19 protein-coding genes and 1 tRNA gene are annotated in these 16,971 nt (G+C 38.4%); 13 read left to right on the top strand and 7 right to left on the bottom strand.

Annotation, left to right across the window (positions count from 1 at the left end; translation table 11 throughout):
• Positions 1 to 78 precede the first annotated feature (78 nt).
• Complete coding sequence (locus FD725_RS22320) at positions 79 to 1,215, bottom strand: type I restriction endonuclease (protein ID WP_179050175.1); 1,137 nt, start codon at positions 1,213 to 1,215, stop codon at positions 79 to 81.
• 259 nt (positions 1,216 to 1,474) lie between these two features.
• Here FD725_RS22320 and FD725_RS22315 point away from each other — a divergent pair, with 259 nt between their 5' ends.
• The 10 genes from FD725_RS22315 to holB all read left to right on the top strand — a co-directional run bounded on the left by FD725_RS22315 (position 1,475) and on the right by holB (position 5,954).
• Positions 1,475 to 1,654, top strand: a complete 180-nt coding sequence (locus FD725_RS22315; protein WP_179050174.1) for an Rpn family recombination-promoting nuclease/putative transposase — start codon at positions 1,475 to 1,477, stop codon at positions 1,652 to 1,654.
• A gap of 10 nt (positions 1,655 to 1,664) precedes the next feature.
• The gene (locus tag FD725_RS22310) at positions 1,665 to 1,892 is read left to right on the top strand and encodes a hypothetical protein (RefSeq protein WP_179050173.1); all 228 of its coding nucleotides are present in this window, start codon (positions 1,665 to 1,667) and stop codon (positions 1,890 to 1,892) included.
• Positions 1,893 to 2,021: 129 nt separating this feature from the next.
• The gene (locus FD725_RS22305; protein WP_179050172.1) at positions 2,022 to 2,192 is read left to right on the top strand and encodes a hypothetical protein; all 171 of its coding nucleotides are present in this window, start codon (positions 2,022 to 2,024) and stop codon (positions 2,190 to 2,192) included.
• Between the two features lie 14 nt (positions 2,193 to 2,206).
• Positions 2,207 to 2,755 carry a hypothetical protein gene (locus FD725_RS33010; protein WP_306296884.1) on the top strand — a complete coding sequence of 183 codons (549 nt, stop codon included), beginning with the start codon at positions 2,207 to 2,209 and terminating at the stop codon, positions 2,753 to 2,755.
• Positions 2,756 to 3,090: 335 nt separating this feature from the next.
• Positions 3,091 to 3,213 carry a hypothetical protein gene (locus FD725_RS32655; protein ID WP_256871708.1) on the top strand — a complete coding sequence of 41 codons (123 nt, stop codon included), beginning with the start codon at positions 3,091 to 3,093 and terminating at the stop codon, positions 3,211 to 3,213.
• Positions 3,203 to 3,565: a type II toxin-antitoxin system PemK/MazF family toxin gene (locus tag FD725_RS22290; protein WP_179050170.1), complete on the top strand. Its 363-nt coding sequence runs from the start codon at positions 3,203 to 3,205 to the stop codon at positions 3,563 to 3,565. Before FD725_RS32655 ends, FD725_RS22290 begins: the two co-directional genes overlap by 11 nt.
• Before the next feature lie 40 nt (positions 3,566 to 3,605).
• Complete coding sequence (locus tag FD725_RS22285) at positions 3,606 to 3,878, top strand: hypothetical protein (RefSeq protein WP_179050169.1); 273 nt, start codon at positions 3,606 to 3,608, stop codon at positions 3,876 to 3,878.
• Positions 3,875 to 4,240, top strand: a complete 366-nt coding sequence (locus FD725_RS22280; RefSeq protein WP_179050168.1) for a clan AA aspartic protease — start codon at positions 3,875 to 3,877, stop codon at positions 4,238 to 4,240. The genes FD725_RS22285 and FD725_RS22280 overlap by 4 nt, the downstream gene beginning before the upstream one ends.
• Before the next feature lie 107 nt (positions 4,241 to 4,347).
• Positions 4,348 to 4,983: a dTMP kinase gene (tmk, locus tag FD725_RS22275; RefSeq protein WP_179050167.1), complete on the top strand. Its 636-nt coding sequence runs from the start codon at positions 4,348 to 4,350 to the stop codon at positions 4,981 to 4,983.
• A 5-nt stretch (positions 4,984 to 4,988) separates the two neighbouring features.
• The gene (holB, locus tag FD725_RS22270; protein WP_179050166.1) at positions 4,989 to 5,954 is read left to right on the top strand and encodes a DNA polymerase III subunit delta'; all 966 of its coding nucleotides are present in this window, start codon (positions 4,989 to 4,991) and stop codon (positions 5,952 to 5,954) included.
• On the opposite strand, the gene FD725_RS22265 is transcribed toward holB, so the two are convergent.
• From FD725_RS22265 to FD725_RS22250, 4 genes are all read right to left on the bottom strand, one after another.
• Positions 5,951 to 7,819 carry a PAS domain S-box protein gene (locus FD725_RS22265; RefSeq protein WP_179050165.1) on the bottom strand — a complete coding sequence of 623 codons (1,869 nt, stop codon included), beginning with the start codon at positions 7,817 to 7,819 and terminating at the stop codon, positions 5,951 to 5,953. The genes holB and FD725_RS22265 overlap by 4 nt on opposite strands.
• Positions 7,820 to 7,842: 23 nt before the next feature.
• The gene (locus FD725_RS22260; RefSeq protein ID WP_179050164.1) at positions 7,843 to 8,274 is read right to left on the bottom strand and encodes an arsenate reductase ArsC; all 432 of its coding nucleotides are present in this window, start codon (positions 8,272 to 8,274) and stop codon (positions 7,843 to 7,845) included.
• 526 nt (positions 8,275 to 8,800) lie between these two features.
• A complete protein-coding gene (locus FD725_RS22255; protein WP_179050163.1) occupies positions 8,801 to 9,919 on the bottom strand; it encodes an ABC transporter permease in 1,119 nt (372 codons plus the stop codon).
• 120 nt (positions 9,920 to 10,039) lie between these two features.
• Positions 10,040 to 10,915 carry an Npun_R2479 family HD domain-containing metalloprotein gene (locus tag FD725_RS22250; RefSeq protein ID WP_179050162.1) on the bottom strand — a complete coding sequence of 292 codons (876 nt, stop codon included), beginning with the start codon at positions 10,913 to 10,915 and terminating at the stop codon, positions 10,040 to 10,042.
• 338 nt (positions 10,916 to 11,253) lie between these two features.
• Here FD725_RS22250 and FD725_RS22245 point away from each other — a divergent pair.
• Together FD725_RS22245 and FD725_RS22240 are read left to right on the top strand one after the other, a co-directional pair.
• Positions 11,254 to 11,325: transfer RNA gene (locus tag FD725_RS22245), tRNA-Gly, on the top strand.
• 156 nt (positions 11,326 to 11,481) lie between these two features.
• Complete coding sequence (locus tag FD725_RS22240) at positions 11,482 to 12,354, top strand: MBL fold metallo-hydrolase (protein WP_179050161.1); 873 nt, start codon at positions 11,482 to 11,484, stop codon at positions 12,352 to 12,354.
• 276 nt (positions 12,355 to 12,630) lie between these two features.
• On the opposite strand, the gene FD725_RS22235 is transcribed toward FD725_RS22240, so the two are convergent.
• Both FD725_RS22235 and FD725_RS22230 read right to left on the bottom strand, forming a co-directional pair.
• On the bottom strand, positions 12,631 to 13,965 hold the full coding sequence (locus FD725_RS22235) for a biotin/lipoyl-binding protein (RefSeq protein ID WP_179050160.1): 1,335 nt from the start codon (positions 13,963 to 13,965) through the stop codon (positions 12,631 to 12,633).
• A gap of 351 nt (positions 13,966 to 14,316) precedes the next feature.
• Entirely contained in the window at positions 14,317 to 14,445 is a 129-nt protein-coding gene (locus FD725_RS22230) for a bacteriocin (protein ID WP_179050159.1), read from the bottom strand.
• Between the two features lie 275 nt (positions 14,446 to 14,720).
• Between FD725_RS22230 and FD725_RS22225 the strand changes: the two genes are divergently transcribed.
• The gene (locus tag FD725_RS22225) at positions 14,721 to 16,880 is read left to right on the top strand and encodes a peptidase domain-containing ABC transporter (RefSeq protein ID WP_179050158.1); all 2,160 of its coding nucleotides are present in this window, start codon (positions 14,721 to 14,723) and stop codon (positions 16,878 to 16,880) included.
• Positions 16,881 to 16,971 lie beyond the last annotated feature (91 nt).

Raw genomic sequence — 16,971 nt, 5'->3', positions numbered from 1 at the left:
CTCAAGTAATAATTAGCAAGCGGTAGAGAAATTTATTCTCTACCGCTTCTCTTTTTTTGATTCTAGTGATATCAGTAACTATGACTCATGTAAATCTGCTGCTTTTGGCTGCTTTAAACTATTTTGAGTTAGATATTTTGCTCTATCCTTTAGAATTTCTACTAATCCATAAATTTCATCTAGACTCGAAATGGATTTTTTAGCTTCTTTGCCATCCACATCAATAATGCCGATATATTTTTTATTGGATTTAAACCATAGTCTGCAAACAGTTTTAGATACCTTATGATCAAGATTAATACCAAAATAATTTTTTGTACCTCTAAATTGAAGTTGGCTAATATCAATAACTTCTCGTAAAATAGCCTTCACAATTAAAAAGCCTTGCATTTCTTCCTCTGTTATCGGAATTTCATTCTCAGATAAGGAAGAATCTGTTTCTGTGTCTACTTCTGTGTCTTGAGTAGAAGTAGATTGTGCGCCTGAAGTTATAGTGTCAGGAAGATCAATAGCTGATTTTAATCTATCTGTGATTCGGTCATTAATAAATTCCTTAAGGGAACGCTTTGTAATCTCTGTAAATTTATCTGTGACTGATACAGTTAATCTACCTGTATATACTTGGCTGGCGAAGAATTTAACAAATTCCGGTGATGGTTCAATAAGCTGTTCTGCCATAAGGCGTTTAATCTCTTTTGTATAAAGAAGATTTTTGGCAAAATCTGCCATCTGCTCAGGATTAAACGCTATTTTAGAAAACCGTTTAAGCTCATTCACCATAGATTCATTAAAATCCATCATGTTGAACTCGAAGAATGGTTTCTCATCCATAACATTAGTTTTCTCTGTATCAGTGTAAAACCTATAGAGAATACCATTAGTTAAGATACCAAACTTCGCTTCTGTAGCGTGGAAATATCTGTGTAATTGTGAGCTATGTTTTGGATGTTCAAGACTCGCACTACACCATTTGCATTCAATAAGAATGATAGGAATACCATTCATATTAATTGCATAATCTACTTTTTCTCCTTTTAAACCAGGTACATCAGCCGTAAATTCAGGGCATACTTCTGTGGGATTAAACACGTTATACCCTAGTGCGTTAATGAAAGGCATTACAAAAGCGTTCTTGGTAGCTTCTTCCGTCAAGACTTGCTCTTTTAGTTTTGGAATTTGCTGAGAGACAGCTTTTATTTGATCAATAAAATCCATATTTTGTAATAGATGAGACTAGTTGATATGTGATTGCAAGTAACCTATTTTTAATGGCTACATAAATAAGTAACTGTACATTCTAAATTACATCGTCACCGTAATTTTATCTCTATGCCACCGAATTGTTACGGTTCTTAAGCGGGTGTTATTTTTAGAAAAACATAGTAAAATTACTTACAAATGTAAAAGTTATTATTATTAGCTTTTAACAAACAATCTTAAACTTCCTAATTTAAGCCGTCAAGAAGTAGAAGCCATGCTGAATTTAGACTTGATCCGAGACACTAAAGTTTATCAAGAAGCGTTTGAAGAAGGAGAACTACAGGCTAAGTTAAAAATAGTACCTGTTTTGCTAGAGTTAGGATTAAGTATCCAGCAAATAGCCGAAAGATTAAAACTAGATACAGAAGTAGTCAGAGAAGCAGCCAGAAGTTAGGTTTATCTAGATGAGAAATAACTGGGAATTTACAGAAGTATGGATAGATCCTATGTTGTCTCCTCCATATGTTCTTTTATTAATGTGCGATAGTCAGCAAAACTGTCAAATTTATGATCCAGCACAGGGTTATAAAGTTGTATTTTCTAGCAATAATTATGAAACAGCTAAGTTATGGTTACTAGAAGATGAGTATGAACCAGTTGAAGGTAAGCTATTGGCTAATGAATTATGCTAAATGGAGCGATACGTTATGCAGCACGAGAGGCGATACCTACGGTAAGCGACGCTAACGCACAGCATACTCTCGTAAGCCTTTATACTGTCAATTGAACAATCTATAATAAATATACCAACCACAGGGTAAATGAAACCCACAAACGAACAAACTCAAACACTCTATCGAATTTGTTATCAACTTACTAAAATATATAAAAGTATAGAACTGGTGAGACTAGACGAACGTACAGGTAATTTATACGTACTTGGTGGAGAAAATCTAGAGTTTGAGATTGAACCGAGTGGAGAATATAAATAATTGGAGAATAGAGCATGACTTTAGCAAAGTATCAAGATATGAATCTCGATGAACTACGTCGTTATGTTCTCACGCATAGAGAAGATACTGAAGCCTTTTATACCTATATAGATCGCTCAAAATCTGAAGGGCGTATGGTTAGTATAAACCCAGATGATGAGAATTGGGAAGAAAAAGTCATAGAAGCAATCAGGTATAGTAATAACTCTATTCGTTGGTACTGTGATAATACAGAAAAATATAAAAGACAATCTCAGATAATTACTGCATGGTGGAACGATATAGACAATAAATTTGTGACTAAGTATCATACTGAGAGCATAAAACATACTGGAATAGCTAGATGGAAACCAGACAAGCTTAATCGACCAGTAAAATTTATAATTAGCGAACCAAGTTTAGAAGTTGGTCAATTTACTACACTAATAAAATATAGGGATGAAAATAAGACTCTAAATCAAATAGAAGCAGTAGCGATTGACTTAGATATTGAGAAACAAAACTTATTTGTGTGGACAAAAACATCAACTGAGGTAATTATTTTCTCATTAGAGACAACGTAGCAAATAGAAGCCATAGGTCAGTTTGAGTTTTTGAATAGCGCAAGATGTAGATTTTCTTGAAGTCATGGTTACTAGAAGATGAGTATGAGCCAATTGAGGGTAGATTATTGGCTACGGAATTATTTTAACTGGAAGATAAGTCATGCCTTAAGGGAAGCAATACTTACTGTAAGCTACGCTAACACAAAATATCCTCTCATAAGCTACGATCAACACAAGCCAGTAATTATCATCAATTTATGGAAACATCAAAATTTACTACTCAGAAAGAGAACACACAAATTGAAAGGGTAGACATAACCATAAAATCCCACAAAATCAACCGAAGTGAGTTTATGAAGTTGCCATTAGAAGAACGGCGACGCATACTAGCAGAACAAGCAGAGCAAATGTTACTACATTACCAACAAGATAAAGAGTGGCAAGAATTAGAGACAGGAGATTTGCTTGACTACTAGCTCTCCTACCCCTAAACGAGGTGATATTTGGCTTGCTAATTTTGACCCAACACTGGGAGTAGAAATCAAAAAAATCAGACCTGCTGTGGTGGTAAGTTCTGATAGTGTTGGTAAATTACCAATTAAATTAATTGCACCAATTACAGATTGGAAAGAATACTACTCTGATAATATTTGGCATATCAAACTTGAACCAGATACCACTAATAATTTAACAAAAACTTCTGCTGTAGATGTTTTGCAATTGCGCGGTATGGATGTGCAAAGACTAATCCGTAAAATTGGTGTATGTTCACCTGAATTGATGGAAGATATTGCTGCTTCTATTGCTGCGGTAGTGGACTATTTCTGATAAATTTAACAGAATATAGTTTTAATAAAGGAGCAAGACTGTGCAAACGATACTTTTAAGTCGTGAAGAAGTTGGTAAACGTGCTAAAAAACTCTATGAAGACGGCATTCGTCAGCAGGTGGAAACTGATGACAACATCGGTAAAATGGTAATTATTGATATAGAAACTGGTGAATATGCAGTTGATGAATTAGGCATAGAATCAGCGCGTGCCTTACGCAAAAAGAACCCCTTTGCACGACTTTATGGGATCTGTATAGGCTATAAAGTAGCTGCTTCATTCAATGGGTATATGGAGCGCGATACTAAGTGATTTCTGGTATTTTTAAGGGTAAATATGCAACTGTTAACGTTGTATTTCGTCTACCATATCAACCTGATTTTTCGATTGAATTTGTTATTGACACAGGGTTTACTGATTACCTGTGTCTACCACCAGAAGCAATTGCGTTAATAGGGTTGCCATTTTTATATGATATGCCTGCAAATTTAGCCGATAATAGTTGGATAGATATACCGTTACATCAAGCTTTGATTCTCTGGAATGGTGAAGAAAAAGAAGTCCGAGTCTTGGCGACAGGAAGACGACCTTTATTAGGAACTGCTTTATTGAGAGGTTATGAACTAGTTATCCAATTCACAGAAGGCGGTTTAGTAACAATTAATGAATTATAGTTAAATACCAACTTTTACCAACAACTAAAAATTAACAGACTATAATGTTAACCTTGCCGCACACTTAACTGGTAGCGTAAGAAAGCGTCAGTGAAGATTAAAACAGCATGGGTGGCAAATTAATTGTCTTTGAAGGGGTGGAAGGTTGCGGTAAAACTAGCCAAATGCAGCTTTGTGCAGAGTGGTTGCAGAGTTTGGGCATTGCTGTGATTCTTACCCGTGAACCAGGGGGAACGGAGTTAGGTTTGGATTTGCGGCGGTTGTTGCTGGAAAAAGCAGAGAATAAGCCAATTGCCGAGGTGACAGAATTATTATTATACGCTGCCGATCGCTCACAACACGTTGCCCAAGAACTTAAACCAAACTTGGCAAAAGGGAAATATATTTTATGCGATCGCTATACTGATTCTACCATTGCCTATCAAGGTTATGGTCGGGGTTTGGATATGGATTTAATCACTCAGTTAAATAGTATTGCTACTGGTGAGTTAACAAGTGACATTACCATCTGGTTGGATGTTGATGTGGAGGTGGGGTTAGCTCGCAAACGTGGGGAAGCGGTAGGATTAGATCGGATAGAACAAGAGACAATTGCTTTCCACCGTCGTGTCCAACAAGGCTACGCAGACTTAGCTGCATCTTCTCCTACACGTATTTTTCGGGTTGATGGCAGTTTGAGTAAAGAAGTTGTCCACCATACTATTCAAGCAATTTTACGCGCACATCTGAAGGAGTTACCCTAAATGTAATGAATAACCCGTTCGCACCACTGATAGGACAACAGCAAGCTATCGAGTTACTAACTCAGGCTGTGAGACAAAATCGAGTCGCCCCAGCCTATATGTTTGTAGGAACAGATGGTGTAGGACGGAGTTTAGCCGCACGGTGTTTTGTGGAGTTGTTGTTTGCTAGTGTTGTCGAACCTGAACTCGTACCATCTCTACAACATCGGCTACAACAAGGGAACCACCCTGATTTGTTGTGGGTACAGCCGACTTATCAATACCAAGGACAAAGACTCACCGCCGCAGAAGCAGCCGAAAAAAAACTCAAGCGCAAAGCACCACCGTTAATTCGCTTAGAACAAATTCGAGAAATTACCGAGTTTCTCAGTCGTCCTCCCCTGGAAGCACCGAGAAATTTGGTCATACTAGAGGAAGCGCAAACAATGGCTGAACCAGCAGCCAATGCTTTACTAAAAACTCTAGAAGAACCAGGACAAGCTACTATCATCTTAATTGCACCTTCTCCTGAGTCTGTATTGCCGACCTTGGTGTCACGCTGTCAAAAGATTCCCTTTTATCCCTTAGATACACAGTCTTTAACTCAGGTACTTCAGCAAACAGGCAATCAAGCAATTTTCCAGTATCCCACCATTTTGAGCATAGCAGCTGGCAGTCCAGGGAATGCGATCGCCTCCTACGAACAATTACAACTCATTCCCTCAGAGTTACTCGAAAATCTCACCACAGTGCCTAAATCTTATCGCCATGGTTTAGAATTAGCCAAAAGTATCGACAAAGATTTAGATACAGAAGCGCAACTCTGGTTAGTTGATTATTTACAACAGTCATATTGGCAAAGCTTGCATCAACCAGAAATAATTAACCAACTAGAATCAACTCGCAAATACCTATTTGCCTATGCCCAACCGCGTCTTGTTTGGGAGTGTACATTATTGTTTTTATATCAAACAATGAATCGAGAAAATTAAATTTTTTTCACAACATCAATAGCTTGTTTGCTTTGTTTAATAGGTATGGAAATAATAAATTCCGTCCCTCGTCCCACTTCAGAATGACACTCAATCTTCCCTTGATGCTTTTCCACCACAATTTGATAACTAATAGACAATCCCAACCCAGTACCTTTGCCAACAGGCTTAGTCGTGAAAAATGGGTCAAAAAGACGCTTTCTGGTTTCCTCAATCATCCCAGGGCCATTATCAGCAATACAAATCAGTACTTGTTGTTCCTGAGAGAGTCGAGTACTAATATGAATTTGTGGTTTATTCCCTAGTTCAAGATGATTAATCATTAACTGTTGACCCTTACGGGTTAGATAGTTGCTTTCCGACGCGAGGCGACAGGAAGGCACTATCTCACCATTGACTATTGACTCTTCCAAAACATCAATAGCATTAGCCAGAATATTCATAAATACCTGATTAATTTGTCCTGCATAGCATTCTATCAACGGTAATTCACCGTATTCTTTAACAACTTGAATTTCCGGACAATTAGATTTAGCTTTGAGGCGATTTTGCAAAATCATTAGTGTACTGTCAATACCTTCATGAATATCTACTTCTTTGACTTCCGCTTCATCCAGACGAGAGAAATTTCGTAATGACAAAACAATGTCTCGAATCCGATTAGTACCCACATTCATAGAAGATAACAACTTGGGTAAATCTTCCATAATAAATTCAATTTCTAAGTCTGCGATCGCTGTTTGTATTTGAGAGTTTGGATCAGGATAATTTTGCTGATAACATTGCAACAGTTGTAGTAAGTTTTCTGTATATTCAGTAGCCGGAATCAAATTACCGTAGATAAAGTTAACTGGATTATTAATTTCATGAGCAATCCCGGCGACTAGTTGACCTAGACTAGACATTTTTTCACTATGAATCAATTGAGTTTGAGTTTTTTTTAACTCTGTCAAAGTTTGTTCTAATTTCTCTTTTTCTTGAGTCAAAGCAACAGTACGCTGCTGGACGCGAAGTTCTAACTCTTGATTCGTCTGTTCTAAATGATATAGTACTTTCTGTAAAGATAATTCTGTTTGTTTGCGATCGCTAATATCTATCAAAAAGCCTAAAAATCGAGTAACATTATCTTCTGTTTTTATCTTCTGTATAGTAGAAGAGGCTAGCAAAATATTCACAATATCTTTTAACCAAATCCAGCTACCATCAGCACTCAAAAATCGATACTCAATCACATAATGATTCTTCTCTGGTATGCTATTTTCTTGATGAGCAATTACTTGCGGTAAATCTTCTGGATGGATGTGTGCATACCAAAAATTTGGTTCATACCACTGTGCCAAATCATAACCAAACAACTCAGTAGCTTGTGGCCCTACATAAGTAAATTGACGAGTGACACCTTCAGCTTCCCAAGGGACTAATTTGACATTTTCTACTAAGCGTTTGAGCCTTTGACGAGTTTGTTCTAAATCTTGTTCTGTTAACTTCCGTAAGGTAATGTCAGTAGACATGACAGCATACTTACTAGTTATTCCTTCTGCATCATGTATTGGCTGTCCATCTACTAATAACCAACACACTCTTTCGTCATGTGTTTGATAAGAAAGTTCAAACTTAAAGCTTTCGCCTTTAAGCAATTGTTCACGAATATAAGCTTGTTGGACATTCAATTGAGAGTGAGAACCCAAGACAGCAAAAAATTTCTGTCCCATTAGGGAATTTGCTGCTAACCCAGTGCGTTCTACAAAGGCTTGATTAACCCACTCAATACGTCCCAATCTATCTGTTAAAGCCATCAACAAATCTTTACGCTCTGCTAGGGCAGTAAACATAGTTAAAGGCAAACTAGATGAGTTAACTAACATACCCATAACTCCTACTAAGAGTATTAAAGGGCATCACGTCTTCCTGCTATATATGCTAAGAGTAACTTACTAATATCATCTCGAATTCGTCGGAATATTTGCAGTTTTTCGGCTTCGGTTCCTGTTGCTTCTGCGGGGTCAGGAAAGCTGAAGTGATGACGTTTTACAGCCGCAGGTAAGGAAGGACAACTTTGGTCAGCATGATCGCAGACTGTAATTACAGTATCGATTTTTTTGTCTAAAAATAAGTTAAGATGCTTACAAGTATTTTTAGAAATATCTATACCGATTTCTTCCATCACTCTCACTGCTAAAGGATGAACTTTGGCGGCTGGATTCATCCCTGCACTTTGTACTGTCAATAAATCATCAGCTAATTCTTTTAAAAACCCTTCTGCCATCTGACTCCGGCAAGAATTACCTGTACAAAGTATCAAAAGCAGTGGTTTTTCCATACTTAAATTTTATATAAGAAAGTAACAATTCTTAAAATTATAACTAGTTAAAAATCCCATAGCTTCAGGGAAAACACACAAGATCCTCTCTTGTCTTTTCATTAACCTTTTCTTAACTTTAAATAAGTAGTCGCACAAAATTAAATTCATTTGTGAAGAGAGGGAACAGGTTACAGGTTACAGGAAGACGATATGTGTAATTAATTTTGTTTAAGAGAACCGTAGATAGCGTAACCCAACATAAATAAGATGGTAATGTTGGGTTGCGTTTCACTCCACCCAACCTACATAAATAAATCTTTTAAAAAAAACTCTAGGTTTCGACATAGATGAGGTTTAGAGGACGTTTGAAAAGTCTGTTTCTTTGTCATGTTGAATGCAGCGTAGCGGAATGAAACATCTCGGTATGTGCCACAAAACCTAGATTCTTCCTGACGCTCCGCTCCAGTCAGAATGACATTTTTATACCTACTGAAACTTTTCCAACACCCTCTTAGGAAGAATATTTTAATTTTTGGCTACTCGACTAACGACGTAAACTGCGAGGATCAAGTGCATCTCTTAAACCATCACCTAGTAAGTTAAAAGCCAAGACTGTGAGGATAATTAGCACGGCTGGCGGCCAAATTAACCAAGGTTGCAGTACTATGATAGAAGCATTACTTGCTAGAGACAACATATTACCCCAGGATGGGTCTGGTTGTTGAATGCCCAAACCGATGAGACTAAGTATTGCTTCTGAACCGATAAAGCTAGGAACTGCCAAGGTAGCAGAGATAATGATATATGTGGCAGTCTGGGGCAAAACGTGACGAACAATAATATAGATGGGATTACCACCCATAGCCCTAGCTGCTTGGACAAATTCTCGTTCTTTAATTGAGAGTACTTGTCCGCGAATTACCCTAGCTAAACCAGCCCAGCTAATGACAGAGGTAATCAAGACAATGAGTAAAAAGCGTTCACTGCTACTCAAACCAGCAGGTAAAACAGCGCCTAATGTGACTAAAAGATAAATGCTGGGGAAGGTCATCAGTACCTCTGCCACACGCATAATGATGCTATCAGTCCAACCGCCGAAATAGCCAGAAATCCCACCTATGAGCAAACCGAGGGGAAAGGTAATTATTACTCCGATAATACCGATAAACATACTGATGCGTCCACCATGTAGCAGACGACTGAACTGGTCACGGCCTTGTTCATCAGTACCGAGAATATTTAATTTAGCTCCGTTATCTGCGCCGAATAAATGCCAGTTTAAGGGAATACCTGGGATGATTGTAGTTTCTTCCCACTTGGGTGGTAGTGGTAGAGTCAGCTGCAACAGTCGATATTCTGGCCCCGCAACAAATAAACGCACGGGCGAAGGCTTTTTTAAGTCTACGATGAGTTGGCGATCGCCTGTTTCTAAATTAGTGTCACCTTGAGTTGTGGGATAAATATGAGGGCCGATAAACTGACCTGATGTTTGGGAAACCCAATAAATTTTAGTTGGTGGTAGCAGCGAACCATTTGGTTGTGAGGCGTAAGGGTCATAGGGAGCGATGAAATCAGCTGCAATCACCGCTACATAAAAAATTAACAGTAAAATTGCCCCAAATCGCGCCAAAGGATTTTTCTGAAGTCTTTGCCACCAATTCATAATTTTGAGTCAAATGTCAAGGGTCAATAGTTAATAGTCAAGGGTCAATAGTTAATAGTCAAGGGTCAATAGTTAAGGTTTATAACTTTTTCCTTTTGACTATGGACTGTTGACTATTGACTAAGCATGGAGTTGCTCAACTAAGTAGAGATGTTCTTCTTGAGTTTTTTCATGTTCTACCAAAAACACATTTGAATAGAGATTAGCTAAAATTTGTTTGCCTTGCTGAGTTAAAGATAAATAACGTAGTCCATCTTTAATATAAGGATGAACGCCATTCCAGTAAAATTTGGCATAGTTCTTGCGTAAATCGGCTGGTGTGTCGTAGCCTAAAACTTTATTGATACCGGTTTCTTCAAATTCATAGAACAAAGATGTAATTTTTTTCAAGTAACGCGGGTCACTCAATTGGCCGATTAAATCAGCAGCCCGGACTAAACCAGCAAAACTCGTCGTATCTTGATGATCCTCGGCTGTGGGTACAGGAAAACGAGTCCATTCAATGTTACTTTTAATTACCTCAGCGTCTATTAGTTTATGACCCCCAAAACGTTCATCAATGAATAGTTTAGCTCTGTCAACGTGATAAGGGGTCAAACTGGCATCAGAAGCCCCAGGAGTTAGAGAAATCATTCTGCCATTTTTCCCGGTGGCATATAAACAAGCGCTTTCTTGGTCTTGTCGGCAGACTCCTTTCACATAACCGATATCATGACACACCAAAGAAATCACAAAATGTAACCAATCTTCACTAGAGACACCACCTTCACGGATGTGCTTACCACGTAAAATTTCTTGTCCGACGAGGGTAACTAAGATTGAGTGTTCAACATTGTGATAGAGGGCATCACTGTTGGCAATGTTTTCTAAAGCCATGCTACCAGCCCAAGCAATGATGTCTTGATAATCATGTTTTAAGCAGCCATATGTGCGGCTGTAGCCTTCGCGTATTTGTTTGACAAAAGCATCAATTAAAATTTCAGTGGCGTTGAACATATCAGTTGCTCGATTTGGATAGAAATTCTGGATTGGTTATGGTCAAAACACATCATCAGGGTCAACCGATGAGGATAGGAGACTATTCAGATTTATCCTTTTGTAACTCAGGTATCAGTGAGAGTGCTAGCTGGTTTGAGAATTTGTGTGCAAAATAGCCTAAATACGACACTTGTCGTATTTCGTCAGTATCTATATGCCATAAATATTTACAATGTGACAGTGATCTGATGTCCGCAAGCGGTGTGACTCAAGTGTGCAAGTCATGAGCTGATGGCGGTGTGGATACTAGCGATCGCCATGAAAAAGTGATATGATACATCAAATATTTAGTATATGCGGGTGTAATTCAGTGGTAGAATGTCACCTTCCCAAGGTGAACGTCGTGGGTTCGAGTCCCATCACCCGCTTTTAAAACTTGTACATTAACTAATTATTTGTCACTGTTGACAGATTAACGACAGGATCTATACCTAACGGCATCTGTGAGTAGAAGCCTCTTTTGCTAACTTAGAAATATAAGAATTTATCGCGCATTTAGCAAGTATTGTGCGTACGGAGATGACATGGCTCATTTAGATATACGTCGCCGTGAAAATACCAACGGTGATTTTTATGTAGATACTACTTGTATAGATTGTGATACGTGTCGTTGGATGGCATCACAAATATTTTCTCGTATCAATCAACAGTCAGCAGTATATCATCAGCCACAAAATGAAGTGGAAAGATTAGCGGCACTCCAAGCACTTTTAGCTTGCCCTACTAATTCTATTGGCACAGTTGAGAAGCCATATGATATCAAAGTTGCTCAACAAAGTTTTCCAATTTTAGTCGATGAAAATGTCTATCACTGTGGTTATCATTCAGAAAAATCTTACGGTGCAGCTAGTTATTTGATTCAAATTGAGGAAGGTAACATCTTAGTAGATTCTCCCCAATTTTTGGCACCATTAGTCAAGCGTATAGAAGAAATGGGTGGAATTCGTTATATGTATTTAACTCACAGAGATGATGTAGCAGACCATCAAAAATTTGCTGAACATTTCCAGTGTCAGCGTATTCTCCACACCGAAGAAATTACTGCGGATACTAGAAATGTAGAAATACAGCTAACTGCAAAAGAAGCATTTGCTTTGACTCCAGAGTTGCTAATTATTCCTGTTCCTGGTCATACCAAAGGACATACAGTTTTACTATATAAAAACAAATTTCTTTTCACTGGCGACCATCTTGCTTGGTCAGAAAGTTTGCATCAGTTAGTGGCATTTCACGATGTCTGTTGGTATTCTTGGGAAGAACAGACAAAATCAATGCGTCATTTAGCTAGTTACTCGTTTGAATGGGTACTGCCAGGTCATGGGCGGAGATTTCATGCTGATGCTGATACCATGCGTCAACAGATGAACAAGTGTATTACATTTATGGCTGGCAGTTAGGTCGAGGGGGAGTATTATCTGCCCCTCTCATTGAGAACTGGACGTACCCGTTTCCGTGTATCTGGCTCCCGACAATCTTAAGTATCCCTTTTGTTCATGTGGATATTGTCAGGTATATTGGCTCAAATAATCCAGAAGCCGCGAGAAGTTAGGTACAAACTACTGGAAAATGCAAAACAGTTGAGCCAGTTTCCCTTCAGAGGTCAGAAAGTACCTGAATTTGATGATTCTAATATCCGTCAGCTTCTTCTTAAACCCTACTGTGTTATGGTCAGTCTACAAATCTGTTATTAACCTTGCTTTTCTCAGCATAAACGTCAGAATAGTTTCTTGTTGAGAAATAATATCAGTGGTAACTTCCATACCAGCTTGAATAGGATAGGATTGATTACCCTTAATCAGATTAAGCCTATCAGGCTGGATTGTTACCTCATAGTAAGGTGCAGATTGAATATTGCTATTATTTTGAGGAATAATCGCGTCGCTAGTCATGCTTCTGACAGCACCGTTAAGTGTGCCATAATCCGGGTAAGGATAGGCAGAAAGCCGCATAATTACTTTTCCCTGTGTACATTGTGTTACTTGTACTTCTTGGCATAGCCGAACCTTGCTAATATCAGCAGCAGCAATACGAGCTTTCACTAGCAACGGGGCTTTATTGGGTGCAATTTGCGCGATCGCATCCCCAACACGCACCACCTGTCCAGAATTTCTTAATTCCAGCTTCAGGATAGTACCTGTCTCGGAACTACGAATTATAGTTTTTTGCAGTTCTGTAGAAACTTGTTGTAATTCCATTTGATCCGCGCTAATTTGATTTTGAATTTCTACTCGACGGCGAATGAGTTCTTGGAGTTCTTGATTTAAATTAGCAAGAGTAGATTCACCTTTAGCTTTTTCTTGAGCAATGCGCTCAGTAGCGATCGCCACATTAGCATCAACGGGATTTAGTTCGGCGTTGAAGCCTTCTAGTCTAGCAACAGCAGCTTTAAAATTTTGTTCTTTTTCCTTAATTTGCAGAGTAGAGATTGCACCCGTCTTTCCCAACTGCTGATATCGTAATAGTTCTTCTTTAGCTAAGTCTAAGACTGCTTTTGCTTCTTGTACTTGTGTCTGACTTGTAATTAGTCTATCTTGATAATCTCGTTTGTTACGAACTAAGTCAGCTTGTGCGGATGCGATCGCTCGGTGCATTAAATTCGACTCAGCCGTAATTTGAGTTTGTAGTACATTAAGTTGAGCAGTAATTTGCCCAATCTGTAACTGATTGTGCTGGATATTACCTGCTATTTGCCTTTTTTTGGTTGATAATTGGGAGTTATCGATAGTAGCGATCGCATCTCCTTCATTTACTTGTTGATTTTCTCTCACCAGAATCTTTTTTATAGTTCCTTCCTCAGCAGCTTGCACTAACCTTATATCCCCAGAAGGACGGATTGTCGCAGGTGCTTTCACAGTGACATCGTACTCGGTAATTGCCGCAAGAGCGATCGCAGCACCCACAGTCCCCACTAGTAATAACCCCCCCAAAGTTGTCCAAAGACTAATCTGAGGCAGAAATTGATCGCTGCGAATTGGACGGAGTAAGTCTGGATGAGGGTCAGTGTACATAAAATAGTGTCACCTAGCGAATGGCTAACAAAAAACCTGGAGAGGTAATTTAAAACACACTCCAGGCTGATATTACGTATCTTAAAATACATTACACAGAGTTATAGTATTTTCAACCCTGTAGTTCTGAATTTTGCCTTTGTGGCAACAATTTATAAGTATTGAGAAGGGCCACCACAGACCTTAGACATTTCCTTCTCATTTAAAGGCACAACTGGTAAAGATCCTAAGCTAGGATTTTTAGTGTCTTTTTTAGCTGGCTTTTTGATCAACATTAAGTAATCCTTGGTTTTTTTGTGGATTATTTTGAGCTTTTAACGCTGTCAATTAAGACTTATAATCGACAACAGTTTATGGTCCAACTCGGAACCAGGCTCCACCAGAAACGTTAGACATTTCTTTTTCATTCAGGGACACAACTGGTAAAGATCCTAAGTTAGGCTTTTTATCGTTTTTTTTAGCTTCTTTTTTGTTCAACATAAGTAATCCTTGGATTTTGGTTAAGGGTGATTTTGAGCTTTTAACGCTGTGATTTATGACTTATAGCTAACTTTACGATTTGAACTCAAATCCAGTAAGCTTTGCTATAAATAACACTGCGTTACTTAACTTTATAGCTGACAAGAAAGTTAAGTGTCAGTTCGTTGAAGAAGACTTTATTAAAACTTTTAAATTACGTGTTTATACGCTAGTACCAAGTTGAGAAATACACGGTTATGATTTAGGCGATGTAGTCTACCAGTTAATTCTGTAAAATGGTCAGATTTGCCAAATATCCATGTGTTTTACAACTTGCCGAATCCGACTGTGGGGCAGCATCCTTAGCTACTGTTGCCAAATTCTACGGTCTTACCCTAGCAATTAGTCACATCCGCGAAGTCGTCGGTACTGGGCAACAGGGAACTACTTTATTAGGGTTGAGGAGAGGAGCCGAAGCACTGGGTTTCAACGCCCAAGGAGTGAAAGCTACACCAGAAATTTTAGACCAATTCGATACTATGCCTTTGCCTGCAGTTATTCACTGGTTGGGCTATCACTGGGTAGTGCTATATGGCAAGCAAGGCAATAAGTATGTCATCGCTGACCCAGCAATTGGTGTGCGTTATTTATCTCGTGAAGAACTAACCAAAGGCTGGCAAAACTACATCATGTTGTTGTTAGAGGCAGACCAGGCAAGGCTTGCAGAACAACAAGACGATCAAGTTCACGGTGTAGCACATTTTTTGCGCCGTATTTTACCTTATAGGCTAATTCTGGCGGAAGCATTGTTGCTTAACTTTGTTGTTGGTCTAATTGCCCTGACTTCTCCCTTCTTCATGCAAATCTTGACTGATGATGTGCTAGTTAGGCAAGATACTCGGCTCCTCAATGCTGTAGTAATTGCTGTTGTGGTGATGAGTCTCATCAGTAGCAGTCTCAGACTCGTGCAGTCTAGCTTAATAGCACACTTTGCTCAACGGTTGGAGTTAGGTTTAGTTTTAGAATTTGTGCGCCAAATCTTAGTACTGCCACTAACTTATTATGAAACCCATCGAAGTGGTGAAATTATCAGCCGACTGCATGATATTCAACGCATTAGAAATGTGATTTCCCAACTATTTGTTAGTTTACCTAGTGAATTTTTTATTGCTTTATCCTCTCTAGGATTACTACTGTTTTATAGTTGGAAATTAATGCTAATTGTTACTTTTCTTATTGCTTTAATGATGGTATCAACTATTGTGATTTTCCCAATTTTGCGGCAAAAAACTAAACAAATATTAGCTCAAGAAGGTGAAAATCAAGCAATTTTAGTTGAAACCTTTAAAGGGGCAATTACTCTCAAAACTACTACAGCAGCGCCACAACTTTGGGAAGAATTTCAAATGCGTTCTAGTAGTGTAGCAAACTTAACATTTCGTGCTATCCAATTAGCAATTACCAACCAAACCTTCTCTGATATTACTTCGGTTCTGGGTAGCGTTGGCATAATTTGGTTTGGTAGCCAATTAGTGTTTGCTAAAGAACTTAGCATTGGTCAATTAGTAGCTGCTTATAGTTTGACTCAAAATGTGATTCGCTTAATGACTGATTTAGTAGTAATTATTAATCAACTTATTTGGATAAAATCAGCTGCTGAACGTTTAAATGAAGTAATTGATGCTCATCCAGAAATAGAGCAAGAAGATTTTCAAAAACCCTTTGTTAGGATAGCTGCTAATGCTGATATAGTTTGTTCCGAAATCAATTTTAACTATCCTGGTCAAATTGTCTTATTAGAAAACTTTTCCTTAACTATTCCAGGTGGTCAGGTAGTTGCTTTAATTGGTGAATCTGGCTGTGGTAAAAGTACGGTATCCAAACTCATAGCTGGACTTTATAACTTAGAGTCTGGTAATATTCGTTTTGGTATTTATAATCGACAAGATATTTGTGTTGATTGCCTGCGCCAGCAAGTGATTTTAATTCCGCAAGAACCTCACTTTTGGAGTCGTTCAATTATTGCTAACTTTCGCTTAGGTGCGCCCCACATAACTTTTGAAGAAATTGTCACAGCTTGTCAGCTAACAAAAGCAGATGAATTTATTAGTAAACTACCAGACAAATATCAAACTGTTTTGGGGGAATTTGGCGCAAGTATCTCAGGAGGACAGAGGCAAAGATTGGCAATAGCAAGAGCAATTGTTACTGATCCACCAATCCTAATTTTAGATGAATCAACAGCTAATCTCGATCCTGTAAGTGAGACTTATGTTTTGGATAAACTGTTATTTTATCGCCAAAGCAAGACCACCATTTTAATTAGTCACCGTCCCAGAGTTATCAATCGCGCTGATTGGATTGTACTATTAGAACAGGGTAAAGTGAAAATGCAAGGTACTCCAGAACAATTGCGATCGCAATCAGGCGCTCATTTAGATTTTTTAACTCCTTAGCATCTGGATATACCCAAAGAGACTATTGCCTTACAAACAACCCAACTCTACAACTGCTGAATGATCTTGTAGGCTCATACTACATCTTTGT

The organism is Nostoc sp. TCL26-01 (assembly GCF_013393945.1).
Classification (GTDB): Bacteria; Cyanobacteriota; Cyanobacteriia; order Cyanobacteriales; family Nostocaceae; genus Trichormus.
This window is presented reverse-complemented; position numbering and strand designations above follow the sequence as displayed.

Bases quoted from the DNA above. Each gene is read 5' to 3' on its own strand.
- FD725_RS22320 (WP_179050175.1), bottom strand. From the start codon at position 1,215: ATGGATTTTATTGATCAAATAAAAGCTGTCTCTCAGCAAATTCCAAAA.
- FD725_RS22315 (WP_179050174.1), top strand. From the start codon at position 1,475: ATGCTGAATTTAGACTTGATCCGAGACACTAAAGTTTATCAAGAAGCG.
- FD725_RS22310 (WP_179050173.1), top strand. From the start codon at position 1,665: ATGAGAAATAACTGGGAATTTACAGAAGTATGGATAGATCCTATGTTG.
- FD725_RS22305 (WP_179050172.1), top strand. From the start codon at position 2,022: ATGAAACCCACAAACGAACAAACTCAAACACTCTATCGAATTTGTTAT.
- FD725_RS33010 (WP_306296884.1), top strand. From the start codon at position 2,207: ATGACTTTAGCAAAGTATCAAGATATGAATCTCGATGAACTACGTCGT.
- FD725_RS32655 (WP_256871708.1), top strand. From the start codon at position 3,091: ATGAAGTTGCCATTAGAAGAACGGCGACGCATACTAGCAGAACAAGCA.
- tmk (WP_179050167.1), top strand. From the start codon at position 4,348: ATGGGTGGCAAATTAATTGTCTTTGAAGGGGTGGAAGGTTGCGGTAAA.
- holB (WP_179050166.1), top strand. From the start codon at position 4,989: ATGAATAACCCGTTCGCACCACTGATAGGACAACAGCAAGCTATCGAG.
- FD725_RS22265 (WP_179050165.1), bottom strand. From the start codon at position 7,819: ATGTTAGTTAACTCATCTAGTTTGCCTTTAACTATGTTTACTGCCCTA.
- FD725_RS22260 (WP_179050164.1), bottom strand. From the start codon at position 8,274: ATGGAAAAACCACTGCTTTTGATACTTTGTACAGGTAATTCTTGCCGG.
- FD725_RS22255 (WP_179050163.1), bottom strand. From the start codon at position 9,919: ATGAATTGGTGGCAAAGACTTCAGAAAAATCCTTTGGCGCGATTTGGG.
- FD725_RS22250 (WP_179050162.1), bottom strand. From the start codon at position 10,915: ATGTTCAACGCCACTGAAATTTTAATTGATGCTTTTGTCAAACAAATA.
- FD725_RS22240 (WP_179050161.1), top strand. From the start codon at position 11,482: ATGGCTCATTTAGATATACGTCGCCGTGAAAATACCAACGGTGATTTT.
- FD725_RS22235 (WP_179050160.1), bottom strand. From the start codon at position 13,965: ATGTACACTGACCCTCATCCAGACTTACTCCGTCCAATTCGCAGCGAT.
- FD725_RS22230 (WP_179050159.1), bottom strand. From the start codon at position 14,445: ATGTTGAACAAAAAAGAAGCTAAAAAAAACGATAAAAAGCCTAACTTA.
- FD725_RS22225 (WP_179050158.1), top strand. From the start codon at position 14,721: ATGGTCAGATTTGCCAAATATCCATGTGTTTTACAACTTGCCGAATCC.